General features: G+C 72.9%; 12 protein-coding genes and 1 pseudogene. 4 read left to right on the top strand and 9 right to left on the bottom strand.

The genetic code is table 11. From position 1 onward, the window contains the following. Window positions 1–84: 84 nt before the first annotated feature. Window positions 85–2913 (bottom strand): DEAD/DEAH box helicase, encoded by a 2829-nt coding sequence (locus O7621_RS24650; RefSeq protein WP_282231447.1) that lies wholly within the window; start codon window positions 2911–2913, stop codon window positions 85–87. Between the two features lie 84 nt (window positions 2914–2997). Here O7621_RS24650 and O7621_RS24655 point away from each other — a divergent pair, with 84 nt between their 5' ends. From O7621_RS24655 to O7621_RS24665, 3 genes are read left to right on the top strand one after another with little or no spacing between them, the layout of a single operon-like run. Beyond that, a complete protein-coding gene (locus O7621_RS24655) occupies window positions 2998–4218 on the top strand; it encodes a MurT ligase domain-containing protein (RefSeq protein ID WP_282234716.1) in 1221 nt (406 codons plus the stop codon). A gap of 25 nt (window positions 4219–4243) precedes the next feature. Then, complete coding sequence (locus O7621_RS24660) at window positions 4244–4957, top strand: DJ-1/PfpI family protein (protein ID WP_282234717.1); 714 nt, start codon at window positions 4244–4246, stop codon at window positions 4955–4957. Then, a complete protein-coding gene (locus tag O7621_RS24665) occupies window positions 4954–5697 on the top strand; it encodes a VTT domain-containing protein (protein WP_282231448.1) in 744 nt (247 codons plus the stop codon). Before O7621_RS24660 ends, O7621_RS24665 begins: the two co-directional genes overlap by 4 nt. Here the strand turns inward: O7621_RS24665 and leuS are convergent. The 8 genes and pseudogenes from leuS to O7621_RS24705 form a co-directional block, all read right to left on the bottom strand. Then, entirely contained in the window at window positions 5681–8521 is a 2841-nt protein-coding gene (gene leuS, locus O7621_RS24670) for a leucine--tRNA ligase (RefSeq protein ID WP_282231449.1), read from the bottom strand. The genes O7621_RS24665 and leuS overlap by 17 nt on opposite strands. A 254-nt stretch (window positions 8522–8775) precedes the next feature. After that, window positions 8776–9162 (bottom strand): monovalent cation/H(+) antiporter subunit G, encoded by a 387-nt coding sequence (gene mnhG, locus O7621_RS24675; RefSeq protein WP_282231450.1) that lies wholly within the window; start codon window positions 9160–9162, stop codon window positions 8776–8778. Next, window positions 9159–9416, bottom strand: coding sequence for a monovalent cation/H+ antiporter complex subunit F (locus O7621_RS24680; RefSeq protein ID WP_278170202.1), 258 nt, complete (start codon window positions 9414–9416; stop codon window positions 9159–9161). Before O7621_RS24680 ends, mnhG begins: the two co-directional genes overlap by 4 nt. After that, window positions 9413–9799, bottom strand: a complete 387-nt coding sequence (locus O7621_RS24685) for a Na+/H+ antiporter subunit E (protein WP_282234718.1) — start codon at window positions 9797–9799, stop codon at window positions 9413–9415. Before O7621_RS24685 ends, O7621_RS24680 begins: the two co-directional genes overlap by 4 nt. Window positions 9800–9912: 113 nt before the next feature. Next, window positions 9913–11451 carry a monovalent cation/H+ antiporter subunit D family protein gene (locus O7621_RS24690; RefSeq protein ID WP_282231451.1) on the bottom strand — a complete coding sequence of 513 codons (1539 nt, stop codon included), beginning with the start codon at window positions 11449–11451 and terminating at the stop codon, window positions 9913–9915. A 206-nt stretch (window positions 11452–11657) separates the two neighbouring features. After that, window positions 11658–11921, bottom strand: a pseudogene (locus O7621_RS29255) (NADH-quinone oxidoreductase subunit K); the annotation flags it as partial. Continuing rightward, the gene (gene mbhE, locus O7621_RS24700; RefSeq protein WP_282234720.1) at window positions 11918–14728 is read right to left on the bottom strand and encodes a hydrogen gas-evolving membrane-bound hydrogenase subunit E; all 2811 of its coding nucleotides are present in this window, start codon (window positions 14726–14728) and stop codon (window positions 11918–11920) included. The pseudogene O7621_RS29255 and the gene mbhE, both read right to left, overlap by 4 nt. An 81-nt stretch (window positions 14729–14809) precedes the next feature. Then, window positions 14810–15472 carry a universal stress protein gene (locus O7621_RS24705; protein WP_282231452.1) on the bottom strand — a complete coding sequence of 221 codons (663 nt, stop codon included), beginning with the start codon at window positions 15470–15472 and terminating at the stop codon, window positions 14810–14812. Window positions 15473–15917: 445 nt separating this feature from the next. Here O7621_RS24705 and O7621_RS24710 point away from each other — a divergent pair, with 445 nt between their 5' ends. Beyond that, window positions 15918–16988: a MoxR family ATPase gene (locus O7621_RS24710; protein WP_282231453.1), complete on the top strand. Its 1071-nt coding sequence runs from the start codon at window positions 15918–15920 to the stop codon at window positions 16986–16988.

The following is a 16988-nucleotide window of genomic DNA, read 5'->3' on the forward strand; positions in this document are numbered from 1 at the left end:
TCCCGTCCGGCTCCCGTACGGCGCGGACACCGGCACCGCCCGCAGCGGGGACGGCAAGGGCTGTCCGCACCCGATGGCGGCCCGCTACCCGACGAGGATCTCCAGCGCCGCCCGCACCGGATCACCGTTCCAGCGGGAGGCGAAAGCGTCGACCAACGCCCAACCGGCCCGGCGTAACGCCCGCTGCCGCGCCAGGTGCGCTTGCGGACCATCCGGATGGACCACGCAGTTGAGACCGACGGCGTCGGCGCCGACACCTAGACAGATGTCCACCGTCCACCGTCCGACCGGGTAGTCGAACCGCACCGCGCCGCCGATCTCGGTCAGCCGGGCACCGAGCTGTTCAGTCCAACCGCTGACCCCGGCGGTGGTCACCGCGCCCCCGGACGGCACCGCTGGCGGCGGTTGGCGCGCGTACCGCAGAAACTCCCCCACCAGGCCGTCGGCGACGGTCAGTGAGGTCACCACCACCAACTGCCGCCGCGCCCGCGTGATCAGTACGTTGAACAGGTTCGGATCGGCCAGGAAACGTAACCTGGCCGGCGGATCGTCGTCGGTCACCGCGAACGACGCCACCACCGTCTCGGCCTCACCGCCCTGGATCGCGTGCACGGTGCCGACCCGCAGCCCCAGCTCCTCGATCCGCTCCACCGGAAACTCCGCGACCAGTGCCGCCTCCAGCGCGTCGGCCTGCGCGCGGAACGGAGTGACCACGCTGATCTGCGACTGGCCGGAAGTGGCGAGTTCCCGCACCGCTTCGACGGTGGCGGTCACCTCCGCCTGATTCACCCCGTCCACGGTGGCCGCCGACACCACCTGTCGCACCGCGATCACGTCGATCGACTCGTTCGCCGGGTGGCGGGTGGTGACCGCGAACCGGTCGGCGTAGAACCGCCGGGCCGAGAACTCGATCAGCTGCGGTACGCAGCGGAAGTGCTCGTCGAGCCAGGTCACCGGTGCGCCGGCAGCAGCGAGATCGAAGGCGCTGACCCGGCGGACGTCGAGCCGGTCGTCCAGACCGTGTCGGTCCAGCGTGTCGGTCACGTCCACATCCGCGACGAAGGAAACGAAGCGCAACTGTCGTGGGTCACCGACGACCAGCGCCCGCCGGGCCCGGGCCAGCGCCGGGGCAGCCCGGATCTGGTCGCTGTGCGAGGCTTCGTCGAGGATGACCAGGTCGAACAGACCGGGCGACGGCGGCAACAGTTCGGCTACGTCGGTCACCGTGCCGATCCACAACGGCAACGCCCGGACCAGGGCCGGACCGTCCAAGGCGGTCAGCAGCTCGCGGCGCCGGTTGCGCCCCGCCCGCAACGCGCTCGCCAACGCCCCGGCGTTGCGCCGGGCCGACGGATCCCATCGACGCTCACTGCCGGCGCGGTCCCGCATCGCGGTCGCGACCCGTTCGGCGAGCTCCCGGTCGGCCTCATCGAGCCGGTCCCAGTACGCCGCCAGATCAGTGCCGCCCGCGGCGGCGAGCCGAGCCCGAGCCGCCACCGCCCGGGCCGCCTCGACCGCGTCGGCGACCTGGTCCAGCGCACCGTCGGTGTCCCCGGCGAGGTCGACGGCGACACCGAGCCGACGCCGCAGCCAGCGACGGGCGGCCCGCCGACGCCACCTCGTCCACCAGTTCCCGCCGCCCGGGGTACGCGCCAGCCGGACCGCACGCGTGGCACCGGACAGGTCGGCCCCGGGTACGAACGCACCCGGTGCGGTCAAGGACAGCGCACCGAGCAGCGGCTCCCACTCGGTCGCGGCGGCGGCCAGCCGCTCGGTCTCCAGGGCGAGCCGGATCAGTCCGGTCTCCCGAGCAACTCGGCGGCGGGCCACCGCCACCGCGTCCTCGGCGGCGGACACCCGCACGGCCGGGACACCCGAACCGGCACCGGCGGCGAGAGTGGCGGCGACCTCCGCCCGTCGTCGAGCGTCACCGAACAGCACCGGGGTCGGCCCCCGGTAGCGGGCCAGGAGATCAACCAGTACGTCTGCGGCATGCGGCGACTGGGTCACCACCAGGACGCTGCCGCCCCGATCGACCGTGTCCAGGGCCGCGGCCACCACGGCGTGGCTCTTGCCGTTGCCCGGTGGACCAGACACGACGGTGAGCCGTTCCCGCCGGACCCGCCGGACCACGTCCGACTGGGCGGCGGTCAGCGGCAACGGCGACTCGACCGCAGCGGCGTCGAACCGGGCGCCGGCCGCGGCGGCGTCCCCCGCCACTGTCTCGCCGGCACCGCCGTCAGCGCCGGTCGGCGTCGGCTGGTAGACCGCCGCCAGCGCGGTGCCGGTCAGGTCCCGGCCGGCCCAGGCCCGTAGTCCGTCGGCGAGCGCCACCCCGTAGACATCCCGGACGGTGAACAGCACCGCAGCCAGATAGCCGGTCAGCCCGCTCGCCGGCAGCCGGGGCCGCCGACCGGTCGGTGCCGGCCGTACCTCGGTCAACGGCAGCCCGGCGGCCGCGGCGGCGGTCCGCAGCCATGCCTGCGTCCCGGTCGCCGTCAGCCAACCCGGCCCGCCCAGACCCGGCACCGATTCCAGGTTCGCCGCCGCGGCGCGATCCGTGACCAGGGAGGTCAGCTCCAACTCACCGGCCGACACCACCCGGTAACCACGCAGCGCACGCTCCAACCGGACCGGTTCGGACAGCAACGGCAGCCGGACCCGACGGCGGACCCCGTCCCGTTCGACGGTGCCGACGACCAGACCCAGGCCGCGTCGCAGGATCCGCTCGTCGCGGTGCAACAGGTCGACCGCGGCCAACCGGTCGGTGGCGGCATCACGCTGGTGCCGGTCCGGATCGGCGAGCCAGAGCAGCGGCTGGCCGCCCCGGGTCACGTCCAACATCCGCTCGGGTGCGGCGGGCGCCAGCTCGGCCAACGCCCGCAGCGCGGTGGCGACCATTGAGCTACTCATCGGTCGTCGACCGTACCAACGCGTCCGTGCGACGATCGGCACCGGACGGGGTCCGGTAACCTCGCTCGGGTGACGGACGCGAAGATGCCCTTGCGGGCGAAGGTGGCCAGCTCGGTGTCGCGCACCGCCGCAGCACTGTCGCGGGCCGCCGGACGGGGCGACGGGTCGGTGATCGGCGGTTGGATCGGCCTCAAGATCGATCCGGAGCTGCTGGCGCATCTCGCCGCCGGGCGGGCCGTCGCGCTGGTCTCCGGCACCAACGGCAAGACCACCACCACCCGGCTCGCCGCGGCGGCGGTCGGCGTACTCGGCCGGGTCGCGACGAACTCGTACGGCGCGAACATGCCGACCGGGCACACCTCCGCACTGGCCAAGGCCGGCACCACGCCCTACGCGGTGCTCGAAGTGGACGAACACTACCTGGCTCAGGTGCTGGAGGCCACCAGTCCCCGGGTGGTCGCCCTGCTCAACCTCTCCCGCGACCAGCTGGACCGGGCCAAGGAGGTGGCGATGATGGCCCAGCTGTGGCAGGTGGCGCTGGCCGAGCACCCCGAGGTCAAGGTGGTGGCCAACGCCGACGACCCGATGGTGGTGTGGGCGGCCGCGACCGCCGGCGCGGTCTCCTGGTTCAGCGCCGGGCAGCGGTGGCACGACGACTCCTGGGTCTGCCCGGAATGCGGCTCGGCGATCGAACGCTCCGACGACCAGTGGTGGTGTGCCGGCTGCCCGCTGCGCCGGCCCGAGCCGGAGTGGGTGGTCGACGAGGACGGCGTCATCGACCCGACCGGCGCCTGGCACAAGGTGACGCTGCAGCTGCCCGGCCAGGTCAACATCGGTAACGCCGCCACCGCGCTGGCGGTGGCCGCCGAGTTCGGGGTACGCCCGGTGGACGCGGTGTCCCGGCTGGCGGTGGTCACCTCGGTGGCCGGCCGGTACGCGCAGGTGGTCCGCAACGGGCGGACCATCCGGCTGCTGCTGGCCAAGAACCCGGCCAGTTGGCTGGAGGCGTTCGACATGGCCGAACAGGCACCGACGCTGCTGTCGATCAACGCCCGCGACCCCGACGGGTTGGACACCTCCTGGCTGTTCGACGTCGACTTCTCGCCGTTACGCGGCCGCCAGGTGCTGATCACCGGGGACCGCGCCTTCGACCTCGCCGTCCGGTTGGAGGTCAACGACGTGCCGTTCCTGCACGTCCCGTCGCTCAACGCGGCGATCGCCTCGGTGCCGCCCGGCCGGCTGGAGGTCATCGCGAACTACACCGCATTCCAGGACATCCGAGCGGAGCTGGACCGTGTCAACTGAGTCGTTCCCGGCCATCGGCCCGTCGATCGGCGGCCCAAGCGTGCTCCGCCTGGTCTGGATCTACCCTGACCTGCTGTCCACCTACGGCGACCGGGGCAACCTGCTGATCCTGGCCCGGCGGGCCCAGCAGCGCGGCATCCCGGTGGAGCTCACCGAGATTCGTTCCGACCAGCCGGTGCCGCAGTCGGCCGACATCTACCTGATCGGCGGCGGCGAGGACGGCCCGCAGGCGCTGGCCGCCCAGCGGCTACGGGCCGACACCGGGCTGCACCACGCGGTCGACCAGGGTTCGGTGATCTTCGCGGTCTGCGCCGGCTACCAGTTGCTGGGCACCTCGTTCTTTGCCAAGGGCACCCAGTGCACCGGCCTGGAGCTGCTGGACCTGTACTCCGACCGGGGACCGAGCCGGGCGGTCGGCGAACTCGCCGGCGACATCGACCCGCGGCTCGGTGTTCCGCCGCTGAGCGGTTTCGAGAACCACGGCGGGCGCACCCATCTCGGCAACGGCGTCTCGCCGCTGGCCCGGGTCACCGCCGGGGTCGGCAACGACGGGACCAGCGAGGGCGCCTGGCGGGGCAACATCCTCGGCACCTACGCGCACGGCCCGGCGCTGGCCCGCAACCCGGCGCTGGCCGACCTGCTGCTGCGCTGGGCGATCGGCGCGGCCAGCCTGCCACCGCTCAACGACCTGTGGGCCGACCGGCTGCGGGCCGAACGGATGGCCGCGATCCGCACGTGAGGCGGCTGGGCCGGGCACTGCGCGAGCCGGCGGTGGCCCGGTTCGCGGCCCTGCTCGCGCTGATCGGCGGCTGCGGCCTGCTGGTGCTGCTGGTCCCCCGGCCCGATCTGGCGGCCCTGGCCGGGCTGCCCGACCGGCTCGGAGCGGCCGGGCCGGTGCTGGCCGTGGTCGGCGGCGCGCTGCTGCTGACCGTGCTGGTCCCCCGCACGTTCATCACCCTGACCTGGGGAGCGCTGTTCGGCCCGGTGGCGGGTGCCGGCTACAGCCTCGCCGCGGCCGCGCTGGCGGCGCTGATCGGCTTCGGTGTCGGACGGTGGCTCGGCCGGGAATACGTCGTCAGCCGGACCTCGATGGCGGCCCCGCCGGCCGGCCTGGCCGGGCGGACCGACCGGATCCGGTTGCGGCTGGCCCGGCTGGACCGCTGGTTCGCCACCCAGAGCGTGCTGGGCGTGGTCATGGTCCGGCTGCTGCCGATCAGCGGGTTCGGCATGGTCAGCTACGGCTACGGCACCACCGGTGCCCGGCTGGCCCCGTTCCTGATCGGCAGTGTGCTGGCGTCGGCGCCGACCGCGGTCGGCTACGCGGTGATCGGTGCGGCGGTGGTCGCCCCCGGTGAGGTCAACTGGCTGGCCGCCGCGCCCGCCGGGCTGGGCGCGGCGGCCACCGTCGTCCTGCTGCTGCGCTGGCGCCGCGCGGTCCGGGCGGACCGCGCGGCGCTGCGGGTCACGGGACCACGCTGACCATCCGGCCCGGGACCACGATCACCTTGCGCGGCGTACGGCCGGCCAGGTGCTCGGCGACGGTGGCCAGCGCGGCGGCCCGTACCTCGTCCTCGGCGGCCTCGGCCGGCACCTCGACGCGGCCCCGCACCTTGCCGGCCACCTGCACCGGGTAGGTCACCGACGCGGCCCGCAGCAGCGCCGGGTCGGCCGCCGGGAAGTCGGCGTAGGTCAGCGAACCGGTGTGGCCGAGCCGCTGCCACAGTTCCTCGGCGACGTGCGGGGCGAACGGGGCCAGCATCAGCACCAGCGGCTCGGCCACCTCGCGGGGGGTGGCCGGCAGCCGGGTCAACGCGTTGGTCAGCTCGATCAGCTTGGCGATCGCGGTGTTGAACCGCAGCCCGTCCATGTCCGACCGGACGCCGTCGATCACCCGGTGCGTCAACCGACGCAGCTCGTCGTCGGCCGGGTCGTCGGTCACCCGGGACGCCCCGGACCGCTCGTCGACCAGGGCCCGCCAGACCCGTTGCAGGAACCGGTACGAGCCGACCACCGCCCGGGTCTCCCAGGGGCGGGACACCTCCAGCGGGCCCATCGACATCTCGTACACCCGGAACGTGTCGGCGCCGTACGCCTCGCACATCTCGTCCGGGGTGACCACGTTGCGCAGGCTCTTGCCCATCTTGCCGTACTCGCGGTTGACCGCGGTGTCGCCGTGGAACCAGCCGCCGTCGCGCTCGGTCACCGCCGCCGCGTCGACGTACGCGCCGCGCGCGTCGGTGTACGCGTACGCCTGGATGTAGCCCTGGTTGAACAGCCGGCGGAACGGCTCGACGCTGGACACGTGCCCCAGATCGAACAGCACCTTGTGCCAGAACCGGGCGTACAGCAGGTGCAGCACGGCATGCTCGACCCCGCCGACGTACAGGTCGACACCGCCGCAGTCGGCCGACGACGCCGGACCCATCCAGTACCGCTCGTTGGCCGGGTCGACGAAGGCGTCGCTGTTGGCCGGGTCGGCGTAGCGCAGCTCGTACCAGCAGGAGCCGGCCCACTGCGGCATCGTGTTGGTCTCCCGGCGGTAGCGCCGCCGGCCGGCCGGCGCACCCGGCACCCCGGTCAGGTCCAGCTCCACCTCGACCCAGTCGGTGGCGCGCGACAGCGGGGTCTCCGGGTCGGATGCGGCGTCGTCGGGGTCGAAGGTACGCGGCGAGAAGTCGTCGATCTCGGGCAGCTCCAGCGGCAGCATCTGCTCCGGCAGCGGGATCGGCAGCCCGGTTTCGTCGTACACGATCGGGAACGGCTCGCCCCAGTAGCGCTGCCGGCTGAACAGCCAGTCCCGCAGCCGGTAGGTGACCGCGCCCCGGCCGTGGCCGCCCGCCTCCAGCCAGGCGATGATCCGTTCCTTGGCCTCGGTCACGCCCAGGCCGTTCAGAAAGTCGCTGTTCATCGCCGGTCCGTCGCCGGTGTACGCCTTGCCGGTGAAGTCCTCCGGCGGCGTCACGGTCCGCACGATCGGCAGGTCGAACACCTCGGCGAAGTCCCAGTCCCGCTCGTCCTGCGCCGGCACCGCCATGATCGCCCCGGTGCCGTAGCCGGCCAGCACGTAGTCGGCGATGAAGATCGGCAGCCGGGCGCCGTTGACCGGGTTGGTGGCGTACGCGCCAACGAAGACGCCGGACTTGTCGCGGGACTCGGCCTGCCGCTCGGCGTCGGTGCGGCCGGCCGCCTGCTTGCGGTACGCCTCGACCGCCTCGGCCGGCGTGGCGTGCCCGCCGGTCCACGCCGGCCGGGTGCCCGCCGGCCAGGCGGTCGGCACCAGCTCGTCGACCAGGGCATGCTCCGGGGCCAGCACCATGTACGTGGCGCCGAAAACGGTGTCCGGTCGGGTGGTGAAGACCTCGATCGGAGCGGCGTCGGTCGGGAAGGTGATGTGCGCGCCGGTGGACCGGCCGATCCAGTTGCGCTGCATCAGCTTGATCGGCTCGGGCCAGTCCAGCAGGTCCAGATCGGTCAGCAGCCGGTCGGCGTAGGTGGTGATCCGCATCATCCACTGGCGCAGGTTGCGCTTGAAGACCGGGAAGTTGCCGCGCTCGGACCGGCCGTCGGCGGTGACCTCCTCGTTGGCCAGCACGGTGCCCAGACCGGGGCACCAGTTGACCGGCGCCTCGGAGACGTACGCCAGCCGGTGCGCGTCGACCAGCTCGCGGCGTTCCCGGTCGGTCAGCTCGGACCAGGCGCGCCCGTCCGGGGTCGCGCGCCGACCCGACTCGTACGCAGCGATCAGTTCACTGACCGGCCGGGCCTTGCCGGCCTCGGTGTCGTACCACGAGTTGAAGACCTGCAGGAAGATCCACTGAGTCCAGCGGTAGAACTCGACATCGGTGGTGGCCACCGACCGCCGGTCGTCGTGGGCCAGCCCCAGCATCCGCAGCTGGGCCCGGTACCGTTCGATGTTGGCCTCGGTGGTGGTCCGCGGGTGCTGGCCGGTCTGCACCGCGTACTGCTCGGCGGGCAGGCCGAAGGCGTCGAAACCCATCGCGTGCAGCACGTTGCGGCCGACCATCCGTTGGTAGCGGCCATAGCAGTCGGTGCCGATGAAGCCCAGCGGGTGGCCGACGTGCAGGCCCGCGCCGGATGGGTACGGGAACATGTCCAGCAGGAAAAGCTTCTCGGCGCCGGCGCGCGGGTGGGCCGGGTCGGCCAGCGGGCCGACCGGGTTGGGCGCGTGGAAGGTGCCGTCACGTTCCCACCGCTGCTGCCACCGTCGCTCGATCTCGCCGGCCATCGCGGCGGTGTACCGGAACGGTGGGGTGTCCGCCGCGGTCTCGACTGCCTCGCTCATCGTCGGTCGCCACCTCAGGGTCGGTTGAGTGCTGTGATGTGTTGGTCGTGGGCATGAAAAAACCCCTCCACAGGAGGGGTCGCCGTGCTGCCGCCGCCGGACGGCCGCTGCGCCGGTCAGGCGGCCTGGTGGGTCAGCACGGCCGGAGAAGGAGCAGGAAGGCGCCGGCCATGGCGCCAGTGTACTCCGGGTCGGAGAACCAGGTGGACCGCCCTCACCGCCGCCTCCGGCGACGGCTTCGGCGACGGCTTCGGCTAGGGCTCCGGTCGGCTGGCCTCCCCCGGTCCCTCCGGCACCGCGCCCGGCCGTGTCTCGCCCTGCTCGGCGAGGGCGTCGAACCTGCTCTGCGGGCTCATCGGCGCACCGGACAGGTAGGCCGCCCGGGCCAGCGCGTACCCGCCGACCGGCGCGGTGACCACCTGCAGCAGTACGGCCAGGGTCACCACCGCCGCGGTCCGTGGGCTGGGCAGCAGGGTCAGCACGCCGAGCAGGATGAGCACCAGGCCCAGGCTGGCCGCCTTCGCCACCGCGTTCATCCGGTTGTAGACGTCGGGCAGCCGTAGCATGCCGAGCCCGGTGATCCCGATCAGCAGGGTGCCCGCACCGAGCAGTACCCCGGCGAGCACGTTCCAGCCGGTCACCGGCTCCTCCGATGCACCAGGCGGGCGAGCGCGACCGTGGCGAGGAACCCGACCAGGGTCGCGGTCAGCACGATGTCGAGCAGTTCGGCGATCCGCAGCCGGGCAGCGAGGACCGCCACCCCGGCGATGAAGACGAAGAAGCCGAAGTCGACGGCGGCGGCACGGTCGGCGTCGGTCGGGCCGATCACCAGACGGATGATCGCCGTCGCCATCGCCAGGGCCAGGACGGCGAGAACGAGGTCGAGTCCGGTCACCGGCGGGCTCCCCCCGGCTGGTCGACCGGCTCGACCGGGCGCGCGGCGGGCAGCAGGTGGTCCTGTAGCCGGGCGAGTTCGGCACGGAACCGCTGCGGGTCCTCGGCATGCATACCGTGCACGAACAGGGTCGGCGGTTGCGGCCGGACCGCCACGGTGAGTGTGCCCGGGGTCAGTCCGACGGCCAGCGCCATCAGCACCATCTCGGTACTGGTCCGGGTCCGCAGCGGGAACTCGACGATCCCCGGCGACAGCCCGCTGCCCGGCGTGACGATCTCCCGGGCGACGACGACGTTCGCCACTACCAGGCGACCGGTGAAGTAGCCGGCAAAGCCCAGTACCCGGCCGGCCCGGCGCAGCGTCCGGACCGGCCAGTGCAGCAGCGTCCGGGCCGACCCCCGGCGTGGCCTGCCGGCCCGGCCACCGCCGGCTCGCCGGCCGGTGCGGCTCTCCACCTGGCCGGTACGGGGCTCTTCCGTCCGTCGCGTTCGTCTGGTCACCGTCCGGTCACCGCCTCTACATAGGCACTCGGGTTGATCAGTCCGTCGGCTGCGGTGGCGGCCAGACCGAGCAGGGGCTGCGCGGCCGGCCCGAGTAGCAGGGTGAGGGCCGCGAGCAGCACCGCCGGCCCGGTCAGCCAGGTGGCGATTCGCGGCGGTACGTCGTCGGTGGTGCGGGCGGGCGGGTGGCCGGCCGAGTCCGCGGAGACCGGCGGTTGACCGGCCGGGTCCGGGGGTGCGGGCGCGGGTTCGCCCCAGAACGCCAGATCCCAGATCTTGATCATCGAGATGAGTGTCCCGAGGCTGACCAGCACCGCGACCGCGAAGATCAGATAGTTGCCGTCGGCGACCGCGGCCCGCAGCAGCAGGAACTTGGCCAGGAATCCGGAGAACGGCGGCATCCCGGCCAGCGACAGCCCCGCGCCGATGAAGGCCAGGGCGAGCAGCCGGTGCGCCGTGGCCAGCCCGCCGAGCCGGTCCAGCCGATCGGTGCCGTAGCCGACCACCACCGCACCGGCGCAGAGGAACAACGCCGCCTTGACCAGGATGTACTGCACCAGGAAGAAGATCGCCGCGGTGAGTGCGGCCGGGCTGAACACCACCAGCCCGATCAGCAGGTAGCCGATCTGGCTGACCATGTGGAACGCGAGCACTGAACGCATCGTGGTCTCGCCGAGCGCCCCGAGGACGCCGATCACCATGGTCACGGCGGCAGCCAGCCCGATCACCCACCGGTAGTCGACCGCGCCGTCGTAGACCACCGCCACGATCCGGACGATCGCGTACCCGCCGACCTTGGTGAGGATGCCGGAGAACAGCGCGGTGACCACCGGTGGCGCGTACGGGTAGCTGCGGGGCAGCCAGCCGTGCAGCGGCACCACCGCGGCCTTCACCGCCAGGGCGAGCAGCACCACGGTGCCGGCCAGGGCCAACGCGCCGTCGCGGCCGGCTGCCCCGGCCAGTTCGCCGAGATCGACGGTGCCGGCGACGGCGTAGACCAGCCCCACCCCGGCCAGCAGGATCGTGGACGCCAGCAGGTTGACGGTCACGTAGATCCGCCCGGCCACCGTCCGCTCCCGGCCGGCGCCGGCGGTCAGCAGCACGTACGACGGCACCAGCATGACCTCGATCAGCACGAACAGGTTGAACAGGTCGGCGGTCAGGAAGGCCCCGAATGCGCCGGCGCTCGTCATCAGCGCCAGCGGGACCAGGTACGGCCGTCGGTCGTCCCCGGAACCGATGGCGAAGACCCCGCACAGCAGCACGACCAGCGCCACGACCGTGACCATCAGTGCGCTGAAGGTGTCCGCCGCCAGGGTGATCGTGAAGCCGGCCGGCCAGCCACCGATCCGTTCGGTCAGCACCTCACCACGGCGGGTCGCGGCCAACAGCGTACCGCCCTGAGCGAGCACAGCCGCGCCGGTACCCAGCCAGCCGATCCGGTGCAGCGTCAACCGACGCGGTACGGCCAGCAGCAGTCCGGCCACGACCAGTGGCAGCACGATCGGACCGACCAGCGGCAGCGGCGCGTTCATCGGGGCAGCTCCCCGGTGTCGCCGCCGGCCGCTGTCCGACCGTGTTCGGCGACCTGGTCGGACATCGACCGTGGCTCGGTCAGCACCGGCTCCGGGCCGGGTTCCGGCTCCGGTCCCGCCGCGCCGTCCGGACCGTCCCTGCCGTCCGGGCCGGCCTCGCCCAGCTCCAGATCGGGTCGGCCCGGTCGCGGCCGGTCGACCACCGCGAGCGCGAGCAGGAAGATCGTGATGCCGAAGGTGATCACGATGGCGGTGAGCGCGAAGGCCTGGGGCAGCGGATCGGCCGTCGCCGCGGGGTCGATGTCGCCGAACGGCGGCTGTCGGCGCCACAGCCCGCCCGAGGCGAGCAGCAGGATGTTGACGGCGTGGCCGAGCAGGACGAAGCCGATGACGACCCGGATCAGGCCGCGGTGCAGGATCAGATAGACGCCGGCTGCGGTGAGCAGGCCGATCACCAACGCGACAGTCACGGTGCCCGCACCCCCGCCGCGTCGGGCGGGACCGGCGCGTCCGACGGAACTCCAGCGTCCGACGGGACCACCGTGCCGAGCCGCCGTACCGCCGCCGCGATCAGGCCCAGCACCATCAGATAGACGCCGAGGTCGAAGACGGTCACCGGCGACACCGCGAAGCCGAGCACCGACAGTTTCAGTCCGGGCGACGGCGTCAGGAACGGCTCACCGGCCAGCAGCGCGGACAGGCCGATCCCGAGACAGGTCAGCAGCCCTGCGGCGAGCAGCGGCCGGGGCCGCAGCCGGCCGGCCGCCGTCGGTGGGTGGCCGGCGTACGCCAGTTGGCCGAGCCCGGCCGCGATCCCGGCCACCAGCGCGGCGACGAAGCCGCCGCCGGGCTCGTCGTGGCCGCGCAGGAACAGCCACGCCGAGACCACCAGCATCACCGGGGTGAGCAGTCGGTGCGCGAACCGGAGCACCGGATCCGGTATGGCCGGGCCGGATCCGGTGCGGCCGCGCCCAGCGGTGCCGCCAGGCCCGCCGACGACGCCGCGTCCGGTGGTCCGGAACAGCCCGATCAGCCCGAGCGCCACGGCGACGAGGACGGTCGCCTCACCGAGGGTGTCGAACGCCCGGAACTCGACCAGAATCACGTTGACCACGTTGCCGCCGCCGGTCGCCGGTTCCGCAGTCCGCAGGATGTAAACCGCCGGGGCGGACAGGTCACGACGACCGGTCAGCCCGACCGTCGCGGCCACCGCGACGGCTCCGGCGGCGACCGCGAGGGCGGCGGCGAAGAAGCTGACCGGCTGGCGCCCGGCGCCCGGCAGCCGGGCCGGCAGCCGGCGCAGGACGAGCATCGCGACGACTGCGGTCAATACCTCGACGAGCATCAGGGTCAGCGCCACGTCCGGCGCGCCGGCGAGCAGGAACCAGGTGGCGACCATCAGACCGACCAGGCTCAGCAGCCCGACCGCCGCGAGTGCCGACCTGGCCAGCACGATCCCGGCCAGGGCCACCGCCAGCAGCACCAGCAGCGGCCAGTCGCCGGCCGCCGCGGCAGCGGCCGGCCAGGGCGGCATCGACCCCAACGCGGCGCTTCCGGCCCCCCCGAGCAGCACCAGCAGCAGCACCGGCCGGAACAGATGGGCGGCCGGCGAGTCGTAGCGGGTCGGCCGGCCGACGATCCCGCCCAGTCTCAGCAGCGCGCCGTAGCAACGGTCGAAGGTGACCGCCCCGGCGGGCGGCAGCCGGACCGACTGCACCAGCTGGTCGACCCGACTGCGGGCGATGAACAGGGCCGTACCAGCCAGCACGGTGAGCGCCGACAGCGCCAGCGCCGGGGTGAAGCCGTGCCAGAACGCCACGTACGGCGGATCGCCGCCGGGGGACGCGTCCTCGGTCGCCTGGTCGATCAACGGGCCGAGCAGCGCGGCCGCCGGGCCGAGCAGCAGGCTCAGCAGCGCGGCGATCGCCGCCGGGGTGAGAAACGTCCACGCCGGCTCGTACAGCTCCGGCTGTCGCGGCGGTCCGGCGAAGGTCTCATAGACGATCCGGGCTCCGTACGCGAAGGTCAGGGCCGACGCCGAAACGGCCAGCACCTCGGCCGACGGGCTGAGCCACGGATCGACCCCGGTCTTGATCAACGCGTCGAAGATCGCCTCCTTGCTGACGAAGCCGAGCAGCGGCGGCAGGCCGGCCATCGACATCGCGGCCAGCCCGGTCAGGGTGGCGGTAACCGGCATCACGTGGCGCAGGCCGGAGAGTTGTCGGATGTCCCGGCTGCCAGCTTCCCGGTCTATGATGCCGACGAGCATGAACAGGGTGGCCTTGAACAGCGCGTGCGCGACGGTGTGCAGCACCGCGGCGGCCAGCGCCGCCGGGGTGCCGACCCCGATCACCCCGACCAGCAGCCCGAGCTGACTGACCGTCGAGTACGCCAGCATGGCCTTCAGGTCGTGCTGGCGCAGCGCGAGGAACGCACCCGCCAGCGCGGTGCCGAGCCCGCCGAGGACCAGCACGATGGTCCAGGCGACCTGCTCGGCGTAGATCGGCGAGAACCGGATCAGCAAGTAGATCCCGGCCTTGACCATCGTCGCGGCGTGCAGGTAGGCGCTGACCGGGGTGATCGCCACCATCGCGCTGGGCAGCCAGAAGTGAAACGGGAACTGCGCGGACTTGGTGAACGCCGCGACGATCAGCAGCCCACCGACCACCCAGGCGACCGGCGAGCCGAGCAGCCGGTCGGGGTAGGCCAGGATGGTGGTCAGGTCGCTGGTGCCCAGCGCGACCACCATCACCACGACCGCCGCCAGCAGCGCCAGGCCACCACCGGCGGTGATCAGCAACGCCCGGGTGGCGGGGCGGGCCGCCGCCGGACTGGCCTGGCCGATCAGGAAGAACGAGCAGACCGTGGTCAGTTCCCAGAACAGGAACAGCAGTACCGTGTCGGCGGCGAAGACCAGGCCGAGCATCGCCACGGTGAACAGGGTCAGCAACGTGTAGAGCGCGGTGCACGGGCGGTGCGGGGCGAGGTAGCGCGGGCAGTACATCATGATCAGCGCGCCGACCCCGAGCACCAGCAGCCCGAAGACCATCGCCAGGCCGTCGAGCCGCAGCGCGAACGCGATGTCCAGCGACGGCAGCCAGCGCACCGAGACCGAGACCGCGCCGTTGTCCAGTACCACCGGAAGCCGGGAGGCGAGCAACCCGCAACCGATCAGGTAACCGACCGCGAGCGGGTAGCCGGCGTCGCGGCCGAGCGAACGGGTGAGCAGTGGTACGGCGGCGGCGAGCCCGGTCAACAGGGCCAGCACCGCGATCATCGTCAACGGACGTCCCTCGGCGCGGCGGTGATCCAGGGGTACGGACCGGCCCGGCACCGGTCGACGGTCGCCGGTCGCACCTCAACCGTCCTCGCTGGCGGCCAGCAGCACCGGCCGGGTGGCGTCCCGGAGCACCTGGTCGGCGACGCTGCCGAGCAGCCGGTTGGACAGTCCACGGCCCCGCCGCCCGACCACGATCATGTCCACGTCGCGAGCCTGCGCGACGTCCAGCAGGGCCCGGGCGGGCCGGCCGGTGACGATCTCGATGCTGCTCGGCAGCGGCGGCCCGTCGGCTCGGCGCAGTCGGGCCGCCCGATCGGTGAGCAGGTCCCGCGCCCGGTCCAGCTGGTCGACTTCTTCGGCGGTGCGGTCGCCCCGCTCGACTGCGGCGACGTCGACCACGGTGGTCAGGATCAGCTCGCCGACCCGACCGGCGAGCACCCGGTGCGCCGTACGCAGGGCGTGCTCGGAGTCGGCGGAGCCGTCCAGGCCGACCAGCACCCGGGGCCCGGGGCCGGGTGCGCTCGGCCCGGTGCCGGCCGGTGCCGGGCGGACTTCCAACCGCCCCGTCGGTCGCGATCCGCGCTCCACGGCGATCGGGACGAAGAGCAGTCCGAGCACCGCGCCCAACGGATACCAGTACCAGGCGCGTTGGCCGTGCCGGGTGAGGAACACCGCCACCGCTACGATCCCGGAGAGCACCCAGACGGCGACGACGGTCACGATGTAGCCGGCTGTGGACATCCAGCTCCCTCCGGTTGCACGTACCGGTCGACCCGGCCCGACTATCTGACCTGGTCACCGCTGGCGTCGCCGACTACCCGGGAAATGCCGGTCCTACCCGGCCGCCCGGCGGGTTCACCCCGGCGGGTGGGGTCGGTCGGGGCGGGGCAAGTGGTCCGGGTGGGCACTTGAACCGGACCGGTCACCGGCCCGTACTCCCGGTGGGAGCGGGTGCCGCCCTGCCCGCTCCCACACGGCACCCGAACCGTCCGTCTACGACCGGGTCGCCCACGGTGAGCATGGGCGGGTTAGCGGACCACACCATCCCGTGGATGGCGGACGCGCGAAAGATGGATAGCCTGAGAGGCATGTGGGGTCCCTGCGGCGGGAGACGACGGTCCCCCACGTGACCGACGGCGGGCGGCCGGGCCGACCCGCGTGACGCCGTACGACGAGGAGGAGGATCGTGACCCAAGACAGCTGGGACGATCTGGGTGCTCCGATGCCCCATGACGAGTTCCGCGCCGTGTCCGACGCTATCGTGGCCAACATAGAGCAGGTCATCGAGGGCAAGACCGCCACGGTTCGGCTGGCACTCGCCGTCCTGCTCGCGGAGGGACACCTCCTGATCGAGGACGTTCCCGGAGTCGGCAAGACCAAACTCGCCAAGACGCTGGCCAGGTCGATCGACTGCTCCGTACGCCGGATCCAGTTCACCCCGGACCTGCTGCCCAGTGATGTGACCGGAGTCAGCGTCTACAACCAGGACAACCACGACTTCGAGTTCAAGCCGGGCGCGGTCTTCGCCAACCTGGTGGTCGGCGACGAGATCAACCGGGCGTCCCCGAAGACCCAGGCCGCGCTGCTCGAATGCATGGAGGAGCGGCAGGTCACCGTCGACGGCACCACCTACGAGCTGCGGACGCCGTTCATGGTGATCGCCACCCAGAACCCGATCGAGATGGAGGGCACCTACCCGCTGCCGGAGGCTCAGCGGGACCGGTTCACCGCCCGGATCGCGATGGGCTACCCCGACCCGAGCGCCGAGCTGGCCATGCTCGACGGGCACGGCGCGGCAGATCCGGTGCACCAGCTGCAGCCGGTCTCCGACGCGGCCGGGGTACGGCGGCTGATCGCCACCGTCCGGGAGGTACACGTCGCCGACCCGGTCAAGCAGTACGCGGTGGACCTGGTGACCGCCACCCGGGAGTCCCCGGAGCTGCGGCTCGGTGCCTCGCCCCGGTCGACGCTGCAGCTGCTGCGTACCGCCCGCGCGGTCGCCGCGCTGGAGGGCCGCGACTACGTACTCCCGGACGACCTGCAGGCGCTCGCCGTTCCGGTGCTGGCCCACCGGCTGATCCCGACCGCCGAGGCCCAACTCGCCCGGCGGACCACCGACGCGATCATCGCCGAGCTGGTGCACCGGATGCCGTTACCCCACGAACGGCAACGGCCGGCCGCTGCGGCGTACGACGGTCGCCAGTTCGGCCCGGCGGACGGCACGATGGCGGTCCCCTTCGAGCCGCGAGGCCGGTGA

Source organism: Solwaraspora sp. WMMD937, assembly GCF_029581175.1.
Classification (GTDB): domain Bacteria; phylum Actinomycetota; class Actinomycetes; order Mycobacteriales; family Micromonosporaceae; genus Micromonospora_E.